The sequence below is a fragment of the Rhizobium quercicola genome (genome assembly GCF_021168455.1).
GTDB classification, from domain to species: domain Bacteria; phylum Pseudomonadota; class Alphaproteobacteria; order Rhizobiales; family Rhizobiaceae; genus Ferranicluibacter; species Ferranicluibacter quercicola.
The window spans coordinates 111,305-129,672 of sequence record NZ_JAJOZR010000006.1 but is presented as its reverse complement, the minus strand read 5'-3'; the positions used below and the strand labels follow the sequence as shown (position 1 = coordinate 129,672).

The 18,368-nt window shown below is 67.4% G+C and carries 16 protein-coding genes; 9 read left to right on the top strand and 7 right to left on the bottom strand.

What is annotated here, in order from left to right; all coding sequences use genetic code 11:
- Window positions 1-40 precede the first annotated feature (40 nt).
- The gene (locus LRX75_RS10750) at window positions 41-2,398 is read left to right on the top strand and encodes a methyl-accepting chemotaxis protein (protein ID WP_231814215.1); all 2,358 of its coding nucleotides are present in this window, start codon (window positions 41-43) and stop codon (window positions 2,396-2,398) included.
- Between the two features lie 66 nt (window positions 2,399-2,464).
- Here the strand turns inward: LRX75_RS10750 and LRX75_RS10745 are convergent, their stop codons facing one another.
- On the bottom strand, window positions 2,465-3,550 hold the full coding sequence (locus tag LRX75_RS10745; protein WP_231814213.1) for a PAS domain-containing protein: 1,086 nt from the start codon (window positions 3,548-3,550) through the stop codon (window positions 2,465-2,467).
- 508 nt (window positions 3,551-4,058) lie between these two features.
- Here LRX75_RS10745 and LRX75_RS10740 point away from each other — a divergent pair.
- Entirely contained in the window at window positions 4,059-6,020 is a 1,962-nt protein-coding gene (locus LRX75_RS10740; RefSeq protein ID WP_231814211.1) for a methyl-accepting chemotaxis protein, read from the top strand.
- Between the two features lie 205 nt (window positions 6,021-6,225).
- Here LRX75_RS10740 and LRX75_RS10735 read toward each other — a convergent pair whose 3' ends face one another.
- Together LRX75_RS10735 and LRX75_RS10730 are read right to left on the bottom strand one after the other, a co-directional pair.
- Window positions 6,226-6,426 (bottom strand): hypothetical protein, encoded by a 201-nt coding sequence (locus LRX75_RS10735; protein WP_113152573.1) that lies wholly within the window; start codon window positions 6,424-6,426, stop codon window positions 6,226-6,228.
- A 123-nt stretch (window positions 6,427-6,549) separates the two neighbouring features.
- Window positions 6,550-8,601, bottom strand: a complete 2,052-nt coding sequence (locus LRX75_RS10730) for an NADH:flavin oxidoreductase (RefSeq protein WP_231814209.1) — start codon at window positions 8,599-8,601, stop codon at window positions 6,550-6,552.
- A 124-nt stretch (window positions 8,602-8,725) separates the two neighbouring features.
- Between LRX75_RS10730 and LRX75_RS10725 the strand changes: the two genes are divergently transcribed.
- From LRX75_RS10725 to LRX75_RS10710, 4 genes are all read left to right on the top strand, one after another.
- Complete coding sequence (locus LRX75_RS10725) at window positions 8,726-9,355, top strand: TetR/AcrR family transcriptional regulator (protein WP_231814207.1); 630 nt, start codon at window positions 8,726-8,728, stop codon at window positions 9,353-9,355.
- A 418-nt stretch (window positions 9,356-9,773) separates the two neighbouring features.
- Window positions 9,774-10,775, top strand: coding sequence for an ABC transporter substrate-binding protein (locus LRX75_RS10720; RefSeq protein WP_231814205.1), 1,002 nt, complete (start codon window positions 9,774-9,776; stop codon window positions 10,773-10,775).
- A gap of 100 nt (window positions 10,776-10,875) precedes the next feature.
- The gene (locus tag LRX75_RS10715) at window positions 10,876-11,763 is read left to right on the top strand and encodes an ABC transporter permease (RefSeq protein ID WP_231814203.1); all 888 of its coding nucleotides are present in this window, start codon (window positions 10,876-10,878) and stop codon (window positions 11,761-11,763) included.
- Window positions 11,756-12,847, top strand: coding sequence for a quaternary amine ABC transporter ATP-binding protein (locus LRX75_RS10710; protein ID WP_231814201.1), 1,092 nt, complete (start codon window positions 11,756-11,758; stop codon window positions 12,845-12,847). Before LRX75_RS10715 ends, LRX75_RS10710 begins: the two co-directional genes overlap by 8 nt.
- A gap of 64 nt (window positions 12,848-12,911) precedes the next feature.
- Here the strand turns inward: LRX75_RS10710 and LRX75_RS10705 are convergent, their stop codons facing one another.
- Entirely contained in the window at window positions 12,912-13,784 is an 873-nt protein-coding gene (locus LRX75_RS10705; RefSeq protein ID WP_231814199.1) for an oxidoreductase, read from the bottom strand.
- A 133-nt stretch (window positions 13,785-13,917) separates the two neighbouring features.
- Between LRX75_RS10705 and LRX75_RS10700 the strand changes: the two genes are divergently transcribed.
- The gene (locus LRX75_RS10700; RefSeq protein WP_231814523.1) at window positions 13,918-14,811 is read left to right on the top strand and encodes a LysR substrate-binding domain-containing protein; all 894 of its coding nucleotides are present in this window, start codon (window positions 13,918-13,920) and stop codon (window positions 14,809-14,811) included.
- A gap of 21 nt (window positions 14,812-14,832) precedes the next feature.
- Here LRX75_RS10700 and LRX75_RS10695 read toward each other — a convergent pair whose 3' ends face one another.
- Window positions 14,833-15,273: a winged helix-turn-helix transcriptional regulator gene (locus LRX75_RS10695; protein WP_231814198.1), complete on the bottom strand. Its 441-nt coding sequence runs from the start codon at window positions 15,271-15,273 to the stop codon at window positions 14,833-14,835.
- 83 nt (window positions 15,274-15,356) lie between these two features.
- Between LRX75_RS10695 and LRX75_RS10690 the strand changes: the two genes are divergently transcribed.
- A complete protein-coding gene (locus LRX75_RS10690) occupies window positions 15,357-16,091 on the top strand; it encodes an SDR family NAD(P)-dependent oxidoreductase (protein ID WP_231814197.1) in 735 nt (244 codons plus the stop codon).
- A 65-nt stretch (window positions 16,092-16,156) separates the two neighbouring features.
- Here LRX75_RS10690 and LRX75_RS10685 read toward each other — a convergent pair whose 3' ends face one another.
- Window positions 16,157-16,546 (bottom strand): RidA family protein, encoded by a 390-nt coding sequence (locus tag LRX75_RS10685; protein WP_231814196.1) that lies wholly within the window; start codon window positions 16,544-16,546, stop codon window positions 16,157-16,159.
- Window positions 16,547-16,683: 137 nt separating this feature from the next.
- Between LRX75_RS10685 and LRX75_RS10680 the strand changes: the two genes are divergently transcribed.
- Complete coding sequence (locus tag LRX75_RS10680; protein WP_231814194.1) at window positions 16,684-17,277, top strand: TetR/AcrR family transcriptional regulator; 594 nt, start codon at window positions 16,684-16,686, stop codon at window positions 17,275-17,277.
- Between the two features lie 71 nt (window positions 17,278-17,348).
- Here LRX75_RS10680 and LRX75_RS10675 read toward each other — a convergent pair whose 3' ends face one another.
- Window positions 17,349-18,236: a DMT family transporter gene (locus tag LRX75_RS10675; protein WP_231814521.1), complete on the bottom strand. Its 888-nt coding sequence runs from the start codon at window positions 18,234-18,236 to the stop codon at window positions 17,349-17,351.
- Window positions 18,237-18,368: the final 132 nt, after the last annotated feature.

Sequence of the window (18,368 nt, the reverse complement as noted above, 5' to 3'; positions counted from 1 at the left end):
GCCGAACCGTTGAAGCAAAGACCTCGTTTGGAGACGCCGGATGTTCCCGAAAACGGCCACGGGCCGCAATATGTTCGCCATCGTCGCCACCGGGGTCACCACGACGGTGGCGACGGCCGGCATTCTTCTTTACCTCGCCTATCACGAGGTGCGGGACCGCTCGATCGCCGAGATGACCAATGCGGCCGCCACCAGCGCCGCCAATGTCGAGACCCGCTTCGGCGCGCTGAAGGCGCTGAGCTTCAACATGCGCTCCTATCTCGTCGCCGCCACGCGGACCGGCGCCCCCTCGCGCGAGGAGACGGATGCGTTTCTGCGCCAGCTGCTGATCGACACGCCCGCGGCCGTCGGCGTCAGCACCGGCTGGGAGCCCGACGCGTTCGACGGCAAGGATGCCGCGTTCAAGGGCAAGCCCGGCCATGATGCGACCGGCCGCTACGTTCCCTATTTCGCGCGCTCGGGCGAAACCATCCTGCACGATCCGCTGATCGACTACGACAAGCCCGGCGCCGGCGACTATTATCAGGTGCCCAAGCAGACCGGCCGGGATTTCTTCACCGAGCCCTATCAGTATGCCATTGACGGCAAGAACGTGCTCATGACCTCCTTCATGGTGCCGCTGCTGAAGGACGGCCGCTTCGTCGGCGTCACCGGTGTGGATACCGCCCTCGACAGCCTGTCCCGGGATCTCTCGAGCCTCAAGCCCCTGGGTGCCGGCTTCGTCGCGCTGATCAGCCAGAGCGGCAGCATCGTCGCCTATCCCGATCCGGCGCTGCTCGGCAAGTCGCTGAAGGACTCCGGGCTCGATGCGGCGGCCTGGGAACAGGTGGTCGCGCGTCCCGGCACGCCGGTGGAGATGGCCAATGCCGACGGATCGCAGAACCTCGCCGTCGCCGTGCCGGTCAACATCCTTCCGGGAACCACCTGGTACACGGTCGTCTCCGTGCCCGTTCCCGCGCTGTTCGCCGGGCTGAAGAGCCTTGCCCTGACCTCGCTCGTCGTCGTCGGCATCGCCACCGTGCTTCTGATCGCCGTCGCCACCGCGCTCGCCAACCGCTTCCGCAACCGCCTCGGCAAGGTCATCGCCGCGACGAATTCGATTGCGGCGGGCCGCGTGGATGCGGATCTCTCCGACACGACCGCGAAAGACGAGATCGGCGACATGGCGCGCTCGCTGGAGGTGCTGCGCGACAGCACGGTCGCCCGCATGCGGCTGGAACAGGAAGCCGCCGCCAACCGCAGCCTGAGCGAGGAGGAACGCCAGCGCAAGGCCGAAGCCGATCGCAGGCGCGCCGCCGACATGGCGCAGGCGACATCGGGCCTGGGCGAAGGCCTGCGGCATCTGGCCGATGGCGACCTGACCTTCCAGCTGGCCGACCCCTTCGCCGCCGATTTCGAGACGCTGCGCGCAGATTTCAACGCCGCGGTGACGCAGCTGTCGCAGACCCTCGCGGCCGTGGCGCAGGCCACCGACGCCATCGACACCGGCAGCCGCGAGGTCAGCAGCAGCGCCGAGGATCTCTCCAGACGCACCGAGCAGCAGGCGGCGTCGCTGGAGGAAACCGCCGCCGCTCTCGACCAGATCACCGTCAACGTCACCAATTCCTCCAAGCGCGCCGACGAGGCCCGCAAGGTCGCCATTCTCGCCAATGACAGCGCGGCCCAGTCCGGTCGTGTCGTCGCCAATGCGGTGGATGCGATGCAGAAGATCGAGGCCTCGTCCAACGAGGTGTCCAACATCATCGGCGTCATCGACGAAATCGCCTTCCAGACCAATCTTCTGGCTCTGAATGCCGGCGTGGAAGCGGCGCGGGCAGGGGAGGCGGGCAAGGGCTTCGCGGTCGTCGCGCAGGAAGTGCGCGAGCTCGCCCAGCGCTCGGCCAAGGCCGCCAAGGACATCAAGGACCTTATCCGCACCTCTTCCAACGAAGTGCAGAACGGCGTCCGGCTGGTCAGCGACACGGGCGAGGCGCTGCGGCTGATCGAAGGCTACATCATCACCGTCAACCAGCACATGGCCTCGATCGCCACATCGGCGGGCGAACAGTCGGTGGGTCTGGCCGAGGTGAACACGGCCGTCAACCAGATGGACCAGGTGACCCAGCAGAACGCGGCCATGGTCGAGGAGACCAGCGCCGCCGGCGCGACGCTCGCCACGGAAAGCGGCCGGCTGCGCGCGCTGATCGCGCAGTTCCAGCTGGGCACCGCTCTGCGCCTCACCGCCACGGCGATGGCGGCCGGCCCGACCCCGACGCGGGCAGCGCCGCGCGCATCGGGGGGTGCCTCCGGGCGTCCGGCCCCGCACACCGCCGCCGCACCGGTCCGCCATCCGGCCGCACAGGTGACCCGCGCCGTCGCCGGCAACGCCGCGCTGCAGGAAAGCTGGGAAGAGTTCTGAGCCGCCCGGACCGGCGGGCGCAGCGGCCGCACCCCCGGGTCCGCCCGTCTCGCCCGGCGCCGGCGCTCAGCCCTCGCGCCGGCCGAGGCTGACCGCGATCTCGCCCTGCGAACCGAGGCCGAAGCGGACGCCGCCCGTCTGCAGGGCCTCGCGAAGCGCTTCGACATGCGGCAGCCGCGTGCGGTTGCCCGTGCCATGTTCCAGCCGCCGGATGGTGGAGACGGAGACGCCGGCCTTGGCCGACAGATCTTCCACGCTCCAGTCCAGAAGCGCCCGCGCCGCCCGGATATGGGCGCCGTCCAGCGTCTGGAGGACCGCCAGGCGCGACGCCGCCGACGGCAGCGGCGCCGTTTCGATGAGCACGCCGATCCACTCCCGCACGGCACCGTCCGCGTTGCAGAGCGGCGCGCCGCGCATCAGATAGCGCCGGAAAGCGCCGTCCAGGCACCGGATGCGCAGATCGACGGAGTTGGGCTGCCCCGTGCGCGTGCAATCGGCCCAGAGCGCGCGAACCTCCTCGCGCTCGTCCGGGTGGATCGCCTCCAGCCAGCCCCAATGGTCCGCCGCCGCCAGCGTCTGGCCCGTCAGCTCCTCCCATTTCAGCAGAGACAGGATCTTGCCGTCGGGCAGCATGCGCCATTTGACGGCGGCGATGGCCGCGATCAGGCGCTGGTAGCTCTGCCATCCCTCGCCGGCCATCAGCCGCGCCTCGTGCTGTTCGGTGACATCCGTCATCATGCCGAGCGCGCGCAGGGGCACGCCGTCGGGATCGACGAGGACCTCCGCCGTGTTCTGGATCCAGCGCAGGCTCCCATCGGGGCGGATGATGCGGAACTCCCGCTCGATCGCCTGTCCGGCGCGGATCACCGCCAGCATATCGGCGTTCGCGCCCCGGTCGGCCGGGTGGATCATGCGCACCACATCGGCGAAGTCGAGCCGCGCGAAGGGCGAGAGGCCGAGAAGGCGGAAGAGCCCCACCGAGCCGTTGATGTCGCCGATGCCGAAATCGATCGACCAGAAGCCCACCCGGCCCTGATCCTCCACCAGCTTGAGAAAATGCCGCGAGGAAATGCCCGACGGGCGCGGGCGGGCGCTCTCCCGGCCCGGCCCGGCGGGGGGTGTCTCGCGCCCGAAAAGTCCTGTCGTCGGCATTGCGCGTCATCTCCCCGGCCGCCGGCCGTCGATGCCGGCGGTCCGTGACCGGTTTTCGGTCAAATCCAGAGTTGGCCCGGCACGCTGCGTTGGAAACGACCCATTTTTCGCGTCGAAAGCGCAGGGTCTATGCCCTTCTTAAATCAAGGATTATCTGAAATACAACACATAAATCCGATGATCGCGCATCGCGTTCGGCGACGGGAAAACGCGTGTCGCGCCCTGCCGCCCGACGGCCATCCGTTCCGCCAGAAGGTCGCCATGAGCAATGTTTCATCCTCCGGCTAACGCCGCGCCCGCGGTCGCCGATGCGCGCGCATGACCGCTAATGACGACCGGCGGCTCCGCCCGGTTCGTCGTCGAGGCGACCCCCAAGCGGGGCCGCCGCTTTCGCATGATGCATACGGACATGACCTCCGTGTGTCCCAGAGCCGCCGGCAGAATGAGTGTGCCGCCCGGCGTCCGCCGCCCGGACAGAGGCAGCGGGCTTCATCCCCAGGAGATCCTGATGTCAGTACTGCAGAATATGAAGGTCGGAACCAAATTGCTCGTGTCCTCGGGCATCGGCATCCTGTTGATCGCCGGCATGATCGCCAACCAGCAGATCGCCCGTCTGCGGGTTACGGCGGCGAACGAGATCGTGGAACACGAGCAGACGATCCTCAACGGCATCGTCAATGCCGAACTGGCGCTCCTCCGGATGCGCTTCGCCTCGCGCGGCATCAATCTCGCCAAAACGACGAGCGGCGTGGCGGAGGCCTTTGCGGATGTACGGGCAAACAGCGAGAGCGGCTGGAACGCGCTCGAGCAGCCGATCGCGCTCGCCATGATCCCGGACGTGCTCGTGCAGATCCGCAACGGGCTCAAGGCGTTCGAGACGACCGTGGCGAAGCGGGCGACCGCGGTGGAGACCGCCTTCCGGAAGAAGGGCGGCGTGCAGCTGACGGACGCAGAGATGGAGCTTGCCATGGCCGTCGTGTCGGCCGCCGACAGCAAGAAGATCGCCGACGATGCGGCGGTCGCCATCGAACAGGCGAAGGCGAACGCCACCCGCTTCACCAACGGCGCGAAGGCCACGCTGGGCTCCACGGTCGCGCAGGCCAATACGGTGGCGCTCGGCATCGGCCTTGCCATCGTGCTCGTCCTCCTGCTCTCGGCCGTCCTGCTGATCCGCAGCGTCGGGCGGCCCATCCGCGGGATGACGCAGGCCATGCGCAAGCTCGCCGAAGGCCACACCGATATCGATCTCCCCTCGACCGGACGCAGGGACGAGATCGGCGACATGGCCGGCGCCGTCGCGGTGTTCCGTCAGGCGGCGATCGACAAGGCGCGCCTGGAGCAGGAGGCGGACGCCGCCCGCCGCCAGGCGGAGGCCGATCGCGCCCGCCTGACCGCGGAGGCGGACGCCGCTGCCCGGCAGCGTCTCCAGGAGGCGACCTCCGGTCTCGCGGCCGGTCTTCGCCGGCTGGCGGCCGGCGATCTCGGCTTCCAACTCGACCAGGCCTTCGCCCCGGATTTCGAGGCGCTGCGCCACGATCTGAACGGCGCGGTCGGACAGCTGGCGCAAACGCTGGGCGCCGTGGCCGATGCCAGCACCCAGATCGACACCGGCACGCGCGAGATCAGCGCCAGCACCCAGGACCTCTCCAAGCGCACCGAGCAGCAGGCCGCCTCGCTCGAGGAGACGGCCGCGGCCCTGGACGAGATCACCGCCAATGTCGCCAACGCCTCCAAGCGGGCCGAGGAGGCGCGCCGGACGGCCCTGCTGGCCAATGAGAGCGCGGCCCATTCCGGCGCGGTCGTCGCCAATGCGGTGGACGCCATGCAGAAGATCGAACAGTCCTCCAACGAGATCTCCAGCATCATCGGCGTGATCGACGAAATCGCCTTCCAGACCAACCTGCTCGCGCTGAATGCCGGCGTCGAGGCGGCGCGGGCGGGCGATGCGGGCAAGGGCTTCGCTGTCGTGGCGCAGGAGGTGCGCGAGCTCGCCCAGCGCTCGGCCAAGGCCGCCAAGGAGATCAAGGACCTGATCCGCAACTCCTCCGAGGAGGTTCAGAGCGGCGTCCGGCTGGTCAGCGAAACGGGCGAGGCCCTGAAGACGATCGAAGGCTATATCGTCACCGTCAACCAGCATATGGACGCCATCGCCACCTCCGCCCGCGAACAGTCGGTCGGGCTGTCGGAGGTCAACACGGCCGTCAACCAGATGGACCAGGTGACCCAGCAGAACGCCGCCATGGTGGAGGAAAGCACGGCCGCCAGCGCGACGCTGGCCGGCGAGGCCCAGCGCCTGCGCACGCTGATCGCGCAGTTCGAACTCGGCACCGCCCTGCGCCACACCGCCACCGCCATGGCCGCCACCCCCACCCACCGCCCGGTGCCCTCCCCGGCAAAACGCCTCGCCGGCCACGTCGCCCAGGCCTTCTCCGGCAACGCCGCGATCCAGGAGACGTGGGAGGATTTCTGAGCGACAACGAAAAGGCCCGCGGCCAGACAAGGGCGCGGGCCTGACGGGTGTCGCAACATTTCACAGCGACGGCGGATGCAGACGAAAAGTTTACGCCCACCGTCAATCGTGAGGGATGTCGCCGTGTCACAGTTCCCTCGTCACACGGTCATACCGCGTACTCTCCGAGGCGTTTCCTGCCCGGTCGTGGGCAGGTCGTGGCCGCTCAGAGCTTGCGCGCCGCGAGGCGCTGCCGGTCGTGTTCGACGTGGCGGTGTCCCCGCTCGGTCAGACGGAACTGGCGTTTCTGGTACTCTCCGCGGATCAGGATGAAGCCCTGCTCCTCGGCTTCGCTCAGCGTCTTCAGGCTCGTTCCCTTGGGCGGCGTCTGCCACTCCAGACCGTCGGCGCTGTGGAGCAAGACCATGATCTTGATCATCGTGTTCGTCCCTGGCTCATGCACGTCGCCACGCATAGCGTTTCATCCGCGCCGCCGCAATGACCGCATGTCGCGCTCCAGAAGGGGTTTCACGCCAGCCGGGCCATTGCCTTACAAATCCTTGGCCAGCCGAAGCGCATCGTAGATCGCCGCATGCGTGTTGCGCGCCGCCACGGCGTCGCCGATGCGGAAGAGCTGGTAGGTGCCGTCGGGGTTGCGGGTGACGGTCTGGGGTGTGCCGGCGATGAGGGCGTCGTAGGCGACTTCGCCGAGGTTGGTGGAGCCGGGGCGGAGGTCGAAATAGAGGTCGTCGAGCGGGATGGTGCCGTGGTTGACGACGATCTGGTCGACGATGCGCTCCTTGGCCCCGAGGCTCAGATCGCCGCCGTAATCGCTGCCGACGCGGGCGACGAGGGTGTTGCCGCGCCGCTCGGCGGCCTGCAGCCTGTAGGTGACGGTGAAGGTGGCGTCGAGCGCCTGCAGCGCGCGCATGTAGGGCACGAGGTTCATGGCCATCACCTCCGGCGCGAAGGCGCGGTCCGGCGTCATGATCTCGACCCTGGCGCCCGCGGCCGCGATGATCTCGGCGGCCTGCAGGCCGGCATGGTCGCCGGCGTCGTCGAAGACGAGCACGTTGGTGCCCGGCTTTACATCGCCGGAAATGATGTCCCAGGAGGATACCACGAGATCGTTGCCGGCGGTGAGCACCTCCGTGTGCGGCAGGCCGCCGGTCGCGATGATGACGACGTCGGGGTTTTCCGCCGAGATCGTGTCGGCATCCGCCCAGCTGTTGAAATGGAAGGTGACGCCGTGCTTTTCGCACTGGGCCATGCGCCAGTCGATGATGCTCATCATCTCGCGGCGGCGCGCGCTACGGGCGGTGAGGCGGATCTGGCCGCCGGGCTGGCTGGCCGCCTCGAAGACGACGACGGCATGGCCGCGCTCGGCCGAGACGCGGGCGGCCTCCAGCCCCGCAGGTCCGGCGCCGACGATGACGATTCGGCGCTTCGTTTCCGCTGCGGGAATCGCATGCGGCATGGTCTCCTCGCGGCCCGTCGCCGCATTGTGGATGCAGAAGGCCATGCCGCCCTGGTAGATCCGGTCGAGACAGTAATTGGCGCCGACGCAGGGGCGGATGTCCTCCTCGCGCTTCTCGATGATCTTGCGCACGATATGCGGGTCGGTCATGTGCGCCCGCGTCATGCCGACCATGTCCACCTTGCCGCTGGCGATCGCGTGGCGGGCGGTGGCGACATCGGGGATCTTGGCGGCGTGGAAGGTGGGAAAGTTGGTCGCCGCGCGAATCTGCCCGGCGAAGTCGAGATGCGGCGAATTGGCCATGCCCTGGATGGGGATCACGTCGGTGAGGCCGGGATCGGTGTCGATATGGCCGCGGATGACGTTGAGATAGTCGATGAGGCCGCTGTCGCGCAGGCGGCGCGAGATCTCCAGCCCTTCGGCCTGTCCCGTGCCGCCGGGAAGACACTCGTCCGCCGTATAGCGCACGCCGAGAATGAAATCGTCGCCCACCCGGGCGCGCATGGCGCGGAACACGTCGAGACAGAAGCGCAGGCGCGTGTCGAGCGAGGCGGCGCCATAGGGGCCGTCGAGTTCGTTGGTCACGGGCGAGGTGAACTGGTCGATGAGGTGGCCATAGGCCTCCAGCTCGACGCCGTCCATGCCGCCGGCCTTCATGCGCTCGGCCGCGTCCGCAAAGTCGGCGATCACGCGGGCGATGTCCCAGTCCTCGAGCTTCTTCGGAAAGGCGCGGTGGGCGGCCTCCCGCTGGTGCGAGGGGGCGAGGACCGGCAGCCAGTCGCCCTTGTCCCAGCGCGTCCGCCGGCCGAGATGGGTGAGCTGGATCATGATCGCCGCACCTTCCTCGTGCACGGCATCGGTCATCTGCCGGATCCACGGCACGATCTCGTCCTTGTAGGCGAGCAGGTTGTTGAAAACCGGCGGACTGTCCTTCGACACGGCGGCCGATCCCGCCGTCATGGTCAGCGCGACGCCGCCTTTGGCCCGCTCCACCGTATAGGCGCGGTAGCGCTCCTTCGGCATGCCGTCCTCGGGATAGGCCGGTTCGTGCGACGTCACGATGATGCGGTTGCGCAGCGTGAGGTGCTTCAGGGTGTAGGGCTGCAGGAGGGGGTCGCTGGACATGCCTTGAGCTCCGATGAGGGGGATGCGGGCGAGGCTAGCGAGAAATGTACAGGAGTGTCAACATTAAAAACAGGGGTGTACATTCCGCTTGTCGGCAGCGGCGGCTTTTGTTAGAAAGGACGGCATGGAGCAGGCGGTGAACGAGAGCGGCTGGCGCGGGTCTTACGAGGGGTGGTTTGCCGCCGCTTACGCCGTGCTGCTGGAATCGGGCGTCGATTCGGTAAAGATCCTGCCGCTTGCCAAGCGGCTCGGTCTGTCGCGCACCAGTTTCTACTGGTTCTTCAAGGACCGCGAGGCGCTGCTGGACGCTCTGATCGCCCGCTGGCGCGACACCAACACCGCCAATGTCGTCCGGCAGTCGGAGGCTTATGCGGAGACCCTCGCGGAGGCGATGCTGAACGTGTTCGACTGCTGGATCGACACCGGGCTGTTCGACGCGCGGTTCGAGTTCGCGGTGCGCAGCTGGGCGCTGCAATCGGCGGAGATCGAGGCGGAGGTGCAGCGGGCGGATGCGGCGCGGATGCAGGCGCTCGCCCGCATGTTCGCGCGCTTCGGCCATGACGAGGTCGCCGCCGATGTCCGGGCGCGCACGACCTATCTCGTGCAGATCGGCTATATCTCCATGCAGGCCCGAGAGGACGTGGCGCTGCGGATGCAGCGCATTCCGCATTACGTCTCGATCTTTACCGGGCAGGAGCCGCAGCCGCGGGAGCTCGACCGCTTCCATGCCCGGCACGGCTACGGGCAGGCGTAGCGGAGGATGGCGGCCGTGGCTATATCGAACACGTTTCCTATGACGACCGCTCCCATGACGACCGCGCGGCACCCTTTCGACAGCGCAGCCCCCGCGCCCCGCCCGTCCTCACGCACCCAGGCCGTTTCCTCCTGTTCGTCGCCCGTCTCGCCGCGTCCGGTCGCGGCGCATCGCGCGCTCGCCCGTCTAATCGCGCCCTGGAATGGCGCGACAGGGATGCCGGTCGCCCGGCCCATCCGCCACAATCGACTGACCCTCCATCCGGCCCGGGCCGTGGGGGAGGGCAAGACGTTCGCATCGCAGGCGTGTCCTGCATCCGTTTTCAAGGATGAGGAGACCGTCCTTCACAGCCCATGAAGCGGGTATCCGCGGCGCCCCGCTTTTCACGCCTTGCCGCTAAAAACAAAGGGGAACGACAATGAAGAAACTTCTGGCTTCGAGCTGCCTGACGATGGGCCTGTTTGCCGGCCTGTCGGCTGCCAGTGCCGCCGAGTGCGGCAGCGTCACCATCGCCAGCATGAACTGGCAGAGCGCGGAGGTCATCTCCAATCTCGACAAGCTGATCCTCAACGAAGGCTATGGCTGTCAGGCCGAAATCACCGTCGGCGATACCGTTCCCACCATCACCTCCATGGCCGAGAAGGGCCAGCCGGACATCGCGCCCGAGGCGTGGATCGACCTGCTTCCCGACGTCGTCGCCAAGGGCACGGAAGAGGGCCGCATCGTCAAGGTCGGCTCGCCCCTGCCGGACGGCGGCAATCAGGGCTGGTGGATCCCCAAATACATCGCCGACAAGCATCCCGACATCAAGACCATTCCCGACCTGCTCAAGCATCCCGACCTCTTTCCGAGCGAGGAAGACCCGAGCAAGGGCGCGGTTCTCAACGGCCCGCAAGGCTGGGGCGGCACGGTGGTGACGACGCAGCTCTTCAAGGCCTATGACGGCGAGAAGGCCAACTTCACGCTGGTCGATACCGGCTCGGCCGCCGGCCTCGACGGTGCCATCGCCAAGGCCTATGAGCGCGAAAAGGGCTTTGCCGCCTATTACTGGGCGCCGACGGCCCTGCTCGGCAAGTATCCGATGGTGAAGCTGGAAGCCGGCGTGGACGCGGATGCGGCCGAGTGGAAGCGCTGCAACACGGTTGCCGATTGCCCGGACCCCAAGCCCAATGCCTGGCCGGTGGACACGATCGTCACCCTCGTCGCCAAGCCCTTCTCGGAAAAGGCCGGTCCCGAGGTCATGGCCTATCTCGAAAAGCGCTCCTGGAGCAACGAGACGATCGGCAAGCTGATGGCCTGGATGACCGACAACCAGGCGAGCGGCGAAGACGGCGCCAAGCACTTCCTGAAGGAGAACAAGGACATCTGGACCAAGTGGGTTTCGGCCGACGCCGCCGCGAAGATCGAAGCGGCGCTCTAGTCGATGCTTCCAGGGCGGTGCGCACGGCGCGCCGCCTTTCCGCTTGCCGTCAGAAGAAGAAAAAGACGTCGCACGGCTCCTTCCAGAGAAAGGAACCCGCATGGAATGGTTTTACACATTTCCACACATGGATGACGACGCGCTTCGCAACCTCAAGAAAGCCATCGACGAGGGATTCAGAGGCTTCACCCGCAGCTATGGCGACGCGATCGAGAGCCTGTTCTCGCCGCTGCAGAGCTTCCTGCTCGCCACCGATCGCTTCATGACGCAGACGCCCTGGCCGATCATCACTGCCATCATTCTGGTGATCGCCTGGTTTGCCAGCCGCAACGTGAAGATCGTGCTCAGCTGTCTCGTGACGCTGCTGCTCATCGGCTATTTCGACATGTGGACCGACACCATGCGCACGGTGGCGATGATCTTCGTCTGCACGGTGCTGTCCATCGCGGTGGGCTTGCCGATCGGCATCCTCATGGCGCGGTCGAACACCGTCCAGCGGATCGTCAATCCGATCCTCGACGTGATGCAGACCATGCCGAGCTTCGTCTATCTCATCCCGGTCGTCATGCTGCTCGGCATCGGCCGCGTTCCCGGCCTCATCGCCGTGGTGATCTACGCCATTCCCCCGATGATCCGTCTCACCGACCTCGGCATCCGGCTGGTGGACAAGGACGTGCTGGAGGCAGCCGACGCGTTCGGCACCTCGGAGGCGCAGAAACTCTTCAAGGTTCAGCTGCCGCTTGCCCTTCCCACCATCATGGCCGGCATCAACCAGACGATCATGATGGCGCTCGCCATGGTCGTGGTGGCCTCGATGATCGGCGTTCAGGGACTGGGCCAGCCGGTGCTCAAGGCCATCGCCAACCAGTATTTCACGCTCGGCATCTTCAACGGGCTCGCCATCGTCGGCATCGCCATCATCTTCGACCGCGTCAGCCAGGCCTATGGCAAACGGTTGCAGAAGCACCGGGAGATCATCCATGGCTGATCCGGCTTTCGGCGGCATCGCCGTCCGCAATCTCTACAAGATCTTCGGCCCCAACGCCGCCGCCCATGTGGAGGCGGTGCGCAACGGCATGACGAAGACGGAGCTCAACGCCGTGCACGGCCATGTGCTCGGCCTGCGCGACATCAATATCGAGATCGCCTCCGGCTCGATCCAGGTGATCATGGGCCTGTCGGGCTCGGGCAAGTCCACGCTGATCCGCCACATCAACCGGCTGATCGACCCGACGGCCGGCGAGGTGCTGGTGGATGGCGTCGACGTGGTGAAGATGGGCGCTGCCGACCTGCGCACCTTCCGCCGCCACCAGACGGCCATGGTGTTCCAGAAGTTCGCGCTGCTGCCGCATCGCAGCGTGCTCGACAACACCATGTTCGGCCTGGAGATCCAGGGCACGGAGCGGGCGCAGGCGCGCGAGATCGCCATGCGCTGGCTGGAGCGGGTGGGGCTGAAGGGCTTCGAGAACAAATATCCCAACCAGCTTTCCGGCGGCATGCAGCAGCGAGTGGGGCTTGCCCGCGCGCTCTCCAACGACGCGCCCGTGCTGTTGATGGACGAGGCCTATTCCGCGCTCGACCCGCTGATCCGCATGGACATGCAGTCCGTGCTGCTCGACATCCAGGCCGAGATCCGCAAGACGATCGTGTTCATCACGCACGACCTCGACGAGGCCCTGCGGCTTGGCGACCGGATCGTCATCCTGCGCGACGGCGAGGTAATCCAGCAGGGCACCAGCCAGGACATCGTGCTCAGGCCCGCCGACGACTATGTGGCGAGCTTCGTGCGCGAGGTGAATCGCGGCCGCGTCGTGCATGTCGAGGCGGTGATGACGCCGCTGCGCGCAGCGGCGGGCGGCGGGTACACGCATGGCGGCCGGAGCATCGCCGCCAATGTCACGATCGAGGAGGCGCTCCGCCTGCTGGTCGGCGTGCCGGAAGACGAAGCGACCGTGGTGGATGCGACGGGCAAGCCCGTGGGCACCGTCAGCTTCCGCCAGCTTGCTGGCGCCATGGTCAACGCCCACGACATCGCCGGGCAGGCGGGGGAAAGCCGGGCGAACGTCGCCTGAGGCGCCGCATCCGTTGGCGAACTCCATCCCCGGCGCAGGCCGGGGAGGGGAAAGGCGCGCGCCGTCACACCGCCATCGCGATGGCGTCGAGACGCGCCAGAGCATCGGCCGGCAGCGCGAGACCGGCGGCGGCGAGGTTTTCGCGCAGGTGCGGGCGGGAGGACGTGCCGGGGATGAGCAGGATGTTGGGCGACCGCTGCAGGAGCCAGGCAAGGGCCACCTGCATCGGTGTGGCCGCCTGTTCTTTCGCCACGTCCGTCAGCGCCGCCGACTGCAGCGGCGAGAAGCCGCCGAGCGGGAAGAAGGGCACATAGGCCGTGCCCGCGGCGGCGAGCGCATCGATCAGCGCGTCGTCGTCGCGATGGGCGAGATTGTACTGGTTCTGCACGCAGACGATCTCGGCGATGGCGCGGCCCTCGGCGATCTGCGTCGGGGTGACGTTGGACAGGCCGATATGGCGGATGAGACCCGCCGCCTGCAGCTCGGCCAGCACCGTCAGCGGCGCCTCGATCGACCCTTCGGCCGGGCCATGCACATCGAACATGGCGCGCAGGTTGACCACGGGAAGCGTTTCGAGCCCGAGATTGTCGAGGTTTTCGTGCACCGCCTTCGTCAGCGCCTCCTTCGAGAAGGCCGGGTTCCAAGAGGCGTCCGTGCCGCGCACGGCGCCGACCTTGGTGACGATGACGAGATCGTCGGAATAGGGGTGAAGCGCCTCGCGGATGATCTGGTTGGTGATGTGCGGGCCGTAGAAATCGCTGGTGTCGATGTGATCGACGCCGCTGTCCACCGCCTCCCGCAGCACCGCGACGGCCTCGGCGCGATCGCGCGGCGGGCCGAAGACGCCCTGACCGGCCAGCTGCATGGCGCCGTAGCCGAGGCGTTTGACGGTGAAGCTGCCGAGCTTAAATGTGCTGGCGTTCCGGATATCGGTCATGGGATTCTCCTTGTGACGATGAGACCAAGATAGAGCGCGCGCGTCCGCCTGATAATCCGTGGTAATGTGCACAGCGTGTCCGGTTTGGCGGACAATGCGGGGAGGGGTGGTCGTGCAGGACGATGCGTTCGAGATGGGCGATATCAGGGCGTTTCTGGCGGTGGCATCGGCCGGCGGCTTTCGCGAGGCGGCGCGGGCGTCGGGCAGCAGCGCCTCGGCGCTCAGCGATGCGGTGCGCCGGCTCGAGGCTGAGCTCGGCATCCGCCTTCTCAACCGGACGACGCGCAGCGTCGTGCCGACGGAGGCCGGGCGCGCGCTGATGGCGCGGGTGAATCCGGCCATGCGCGAGATCGATGCCGCCCTCCGCCATGTCGTCGGCCTGGGAGAAAGGCCCGCGGGAAACCTGAAGCTCAACGTGCCGATCAGCGCGGCACGGCTGATCCTGCCGCAGATCGTCCCCGCCTTCCTCAAGGCCTATCCGGATATCCGGCTGGAAATTCTCACGGACGAGACCTTTGTCGATATCACCGCCGCCGGCTGCGATGCCGGCATCCGCTATGACGAGCGTCTGGAGCAGGACATGATCGCGGTGCCGATCGGCCCGCGCGTCCAGCGCTTTGCCAGCGCCGCATCGCCGGCCTATCTCGCGGCCCGGGGACGGCCGGCGCATCCGCGCGACCTCCTGTCCCATGTCTGCATTCGCAGCCGCTTTGCCGGGCGGGCCATCACGCCCTGGGAATTCGAGCGCGGGGACGAGACGGTGAAGGTCGATCCTGCGGCGCAGCTGATCGTGCAGGCCGGCGGCGGATCGGATCTCGGTGTCGCCGCCGCCATCGACGGGCTCGGCATCGTCTCGCTCTTTCAGACCTGGCTGCAGCCGCATTTCGACGCGGGCGCGCTGGAGCCGGTGCTGCAGGACTGGTGGCCGAGCTTTCCCGGCCCCTTTCTCTACTATCCCGGCCGCCGCCTCGTCCCCACGCCGCTGCGCGCCTTCGTCGATTTCCTCAAGGCGCGGCGGGAGGGGTAGACCGCTTCGTCGGCGGCGGTATCAGCCGTCCTGCCGCGCGCGTCCGGCCTCCTCCGGCAGGACCATGGCGTCGCGTTCGGCAAAGACGCGGGCCACTTCGGCCATGTTTTCGGTCCCCCAGGTGCAGAGCGGCACGAGCGCCTGCGCAAGGCTGTGGCCGAGCGGCGTCAGGCTGTAATCCACGCGCGGCGGGATTTCCTTGTAGTCGGTGCGCTTCACGAGGCCGTCGGCCTCCAGTTCCTTCAGATGCTGGATCAGCATCTTGTCGCTGACATCGCGCACGGCGCGGCGCAGGGCGCCATAGCGGGTCGGGCCGTCCTGGGCGACGAAATAGAGGATCAGCGGTTTCCACTTGCCGGCGATCACGCGCAGCGTGGCATCCAGTCCGCAGGTGAAACCGGGCAGCGTGGGCGTGCAGGTGGCGGGTTCGGGCGTCGGTCGTTTTTGCGTTTCCGTGGTCATGAGAGGTACTTACCAAAAGGTGCATACTTGTCAAGCGGTGTGCAGCTGGCCACCTTGGAGTGGTCTCAACCAAGGAGCACATCATGACCAGACTTTCAGGGAAAACCGCCGTCATCACCGGAGGCGCAACGGGCATCGGGCTCGGAGCCGCCAAGCGCTTCATCGAGGAAGGCGCCTTCGTCTACATCTTCGGCCGGCGACAGGAAATGCTGGATGCGGCGGTGGCGCAGCTCGGGCCTTCGGCACGCGCCGTGCAGGGTTCGGTCACCCATCTGCCCGATCTCGACCGCCTCTACGAAACGGTGAAAGCCGAACGGGGCGGGCTCGACATCGTGCTGGCCAATGCCGGCACGGGTGCCTTCGCGGCCCTCGGCAGCATCACGCCCGAGCATGTGGACGAGACCTTCGGCCTTAATGTCAAAGGGCTGATCTTCACCGTCCAGAAGGCGCTGCCGCTGATGGGCGCCGGCGGCTCGATCATCCTGACCGGCTCCAGCACCGGAGTGAAGGGCACGCCGGCCTTCAGCGTCTACAGCGCCACGAAGGCGGCCGTGCGCAACCTGGCGCGCAGCTGGGCGCTCGACCTGCGCGGCACGGGCATCCGCGTGAACGTGATGTCGCCGGGGCCGATCTCCACCGAGCTGGCGCAGGAGGTGCTGGGCGCGGACGGCATGGACGCGATCGGCGCGACGACCGTTCTCGGCCGCGTGGGAGACGCCTCCGAGACCGGTGCGGTCGCCGCCTTTCTCGCCTCCGCCGACAGCAGCTTCATGACGGGTGCCGAGGTGTTCGTGGACGGTGGACTGGCGCAGGTCTGACGCGCCCAAGGCTTCAAGAGCCGGCGCCCGTTGCGACGGGCGCCGGCTCCTGCGCGTTTTGCAGCTCAGGGAATGCGGGCGATCACCTTGATTTCGAAATCGAAGCCGGCAAGCCAGGTGACGCCGAGGGCGGTCCAGGCGGGGTAGGGCTTCGTGTCGAAATGCCGCGCCTTGATCGGCAGGACGGTGTCGAACTGGCGTTCGGGATCGGTGTGGAACGTCGTCACGTCCAGCACGTCGTCCAGCGTGCAGCCGGCAGCGGCCAGCGTCGCCTTCAGGTTTTCGAAGGCGCGTTCGACCTGGGCTGAGAAGTCGGGCTCGGGCGAGCCGTCCGGGCGGCTGCCGACCTGGCCGGAGACGAACAGAAGCTCGCCGGAGCGGATGGCGGCGGAGTAGCCGTGCTTCTCATAGAGCGCATGGCGGTCTGCGGGCATGATGGCCTGACGTGCGGTCATGGGGGAGATCCTCAAGGGTTGCGGCGGCCGGCTTCCGGTCGCGCCAGTTTTCAGATACGATGCGTATGCAGAGAGATAGTCGCATACGGCGCGTATGTCAATTCAAGATACGCGCCGTATGTGAAATGAGGGGTGAGATGGCGAGATCACGGGCACAGACGATGGAGGAGAACCGGGCCAAGCTGATCGCGGCCGGCCGGCGGGCCTTTGCCGACAAGGGCTATGCGGCAGCCTCCATGGACGAGCTGACGGCGGAGGTGGGGCTCACGCGGGGCGCGCTCTACCACAATTTCGGCGACAAGAAGGGGCTGCTGGCCGCCGTCGTCGATCAGATCGACGGCGAGATGGCGGCGCGCGCGCAGGCGATCGGCGCCGGCATGGAGGACGAATGGGCGGGCCTTCTGGCGGAGGGAACGGCCTATATCGAGATGTCGCTCGACCCCGACGTGCAGCGCATCGTGCTTCTCGACGGGCCGGCGGTGCTGGGCGATCCGTCGAAATGGCCGAGCCAGGACAGCTGCCTGCAGGTGACGCAGCGCGCGATCGAGCGGCTGATCGGGGACGGTATCGTCAAGCCGGTCGATCCGGAGGCGGCCGCCCGGCTTCTCAGCGGCGCCGCCCTCAACGCGGCCCTCTGGGTCGCCGCCAGCGACGATGCGGCGCGCGTGCTGCCGAACGCGATCGAGGCCTTCCGGGTGCTGGCGGGCGGACTTCTCGCCGCGCCGCGCTAGAATGCCCCTCCAAAGCGACATCGCTTCGGTGTCGGACGATGCGGCGCCGGACAATGCGGCAAAGACAGGCTCTAGATGTCTGCTGCGGGCTCTGGCCGCAGGCCGACCCGGTGCTCGCGCCAGACGGTGAAAAGCCCGGCGCCGACGACGATGAGGGCGCCGACGATCATGTTGACCGTCACCGTTTCGCCGAAGAACAGGACCGCGACACCGCCGCTGAGGACGAGCTGCAGATAGGTCAGCGGCTGCACCTCGACGGCCGTCAGCAGGCCATAGGCCTTGATGAGGAAATAGTGGCTGGTGGCGCCGCAGATGCAGAGCGCGATCATGGCCGGCCAGTCGGCCGGGGCGATCGGCGTCCAGTAGAACGGGCCGACGAGGGTTGCCGCCAGCGCGCCGAAGACGCCGGCATACAGAACGCTCGTCATGGCCGAATCGTCCCGGCTGACCGCGCGTGTCGCGATGCTGTAGAAGCCGTACATGAAGGCGGCGACGAGCGGGACGAGCAGGCGAAGATCGAACGCGACCGACAGCGGATCGAGAATGACGAGCACGCCGACGAGGCCAGCGACCACCGCAAGGCCGCGCCGCCAGCCGACCTTCTCGCCGAGCAGCGGCACGGACAGGACCGTCACGATCAGCGGCGTCGCCTGCAGGATGGACTGGCTCATGGCGAGGCCTGCCGTGACGAAGGCAAAGACGACGATGACGACCTCGCCGACCAGCAGCACGCCGCGAAACGCCTGCAGAACCGGCCGCCGCGTGACGAAGGCGCGCCGCAGCCCGCCCGGCGCGAAGGCGGCCATGATCATGACGAACACGGCGAAGGCCCAGAAGCGGACCATGACGACCATGATTGGCGGGTATTTTTCCCCGAGCAGCTTGGAGAAGGCATCCTGCCCCGCGAAAATCGTCACGGCGAGGAGAACGTAAAGGTAGCCGCGTGTCTTCTGTGTCATCATCGACCGGGTATCCGTGCCGGCGCGGTGATGCGGGCGTTCGGGTGGGGGTCTTCCTCTCTACGCCCCGGACAGGGCGAAGGCCAGTGCGGTCACGACATCGGCGCCCACAGGCGCGACGGCCGCCGCGAC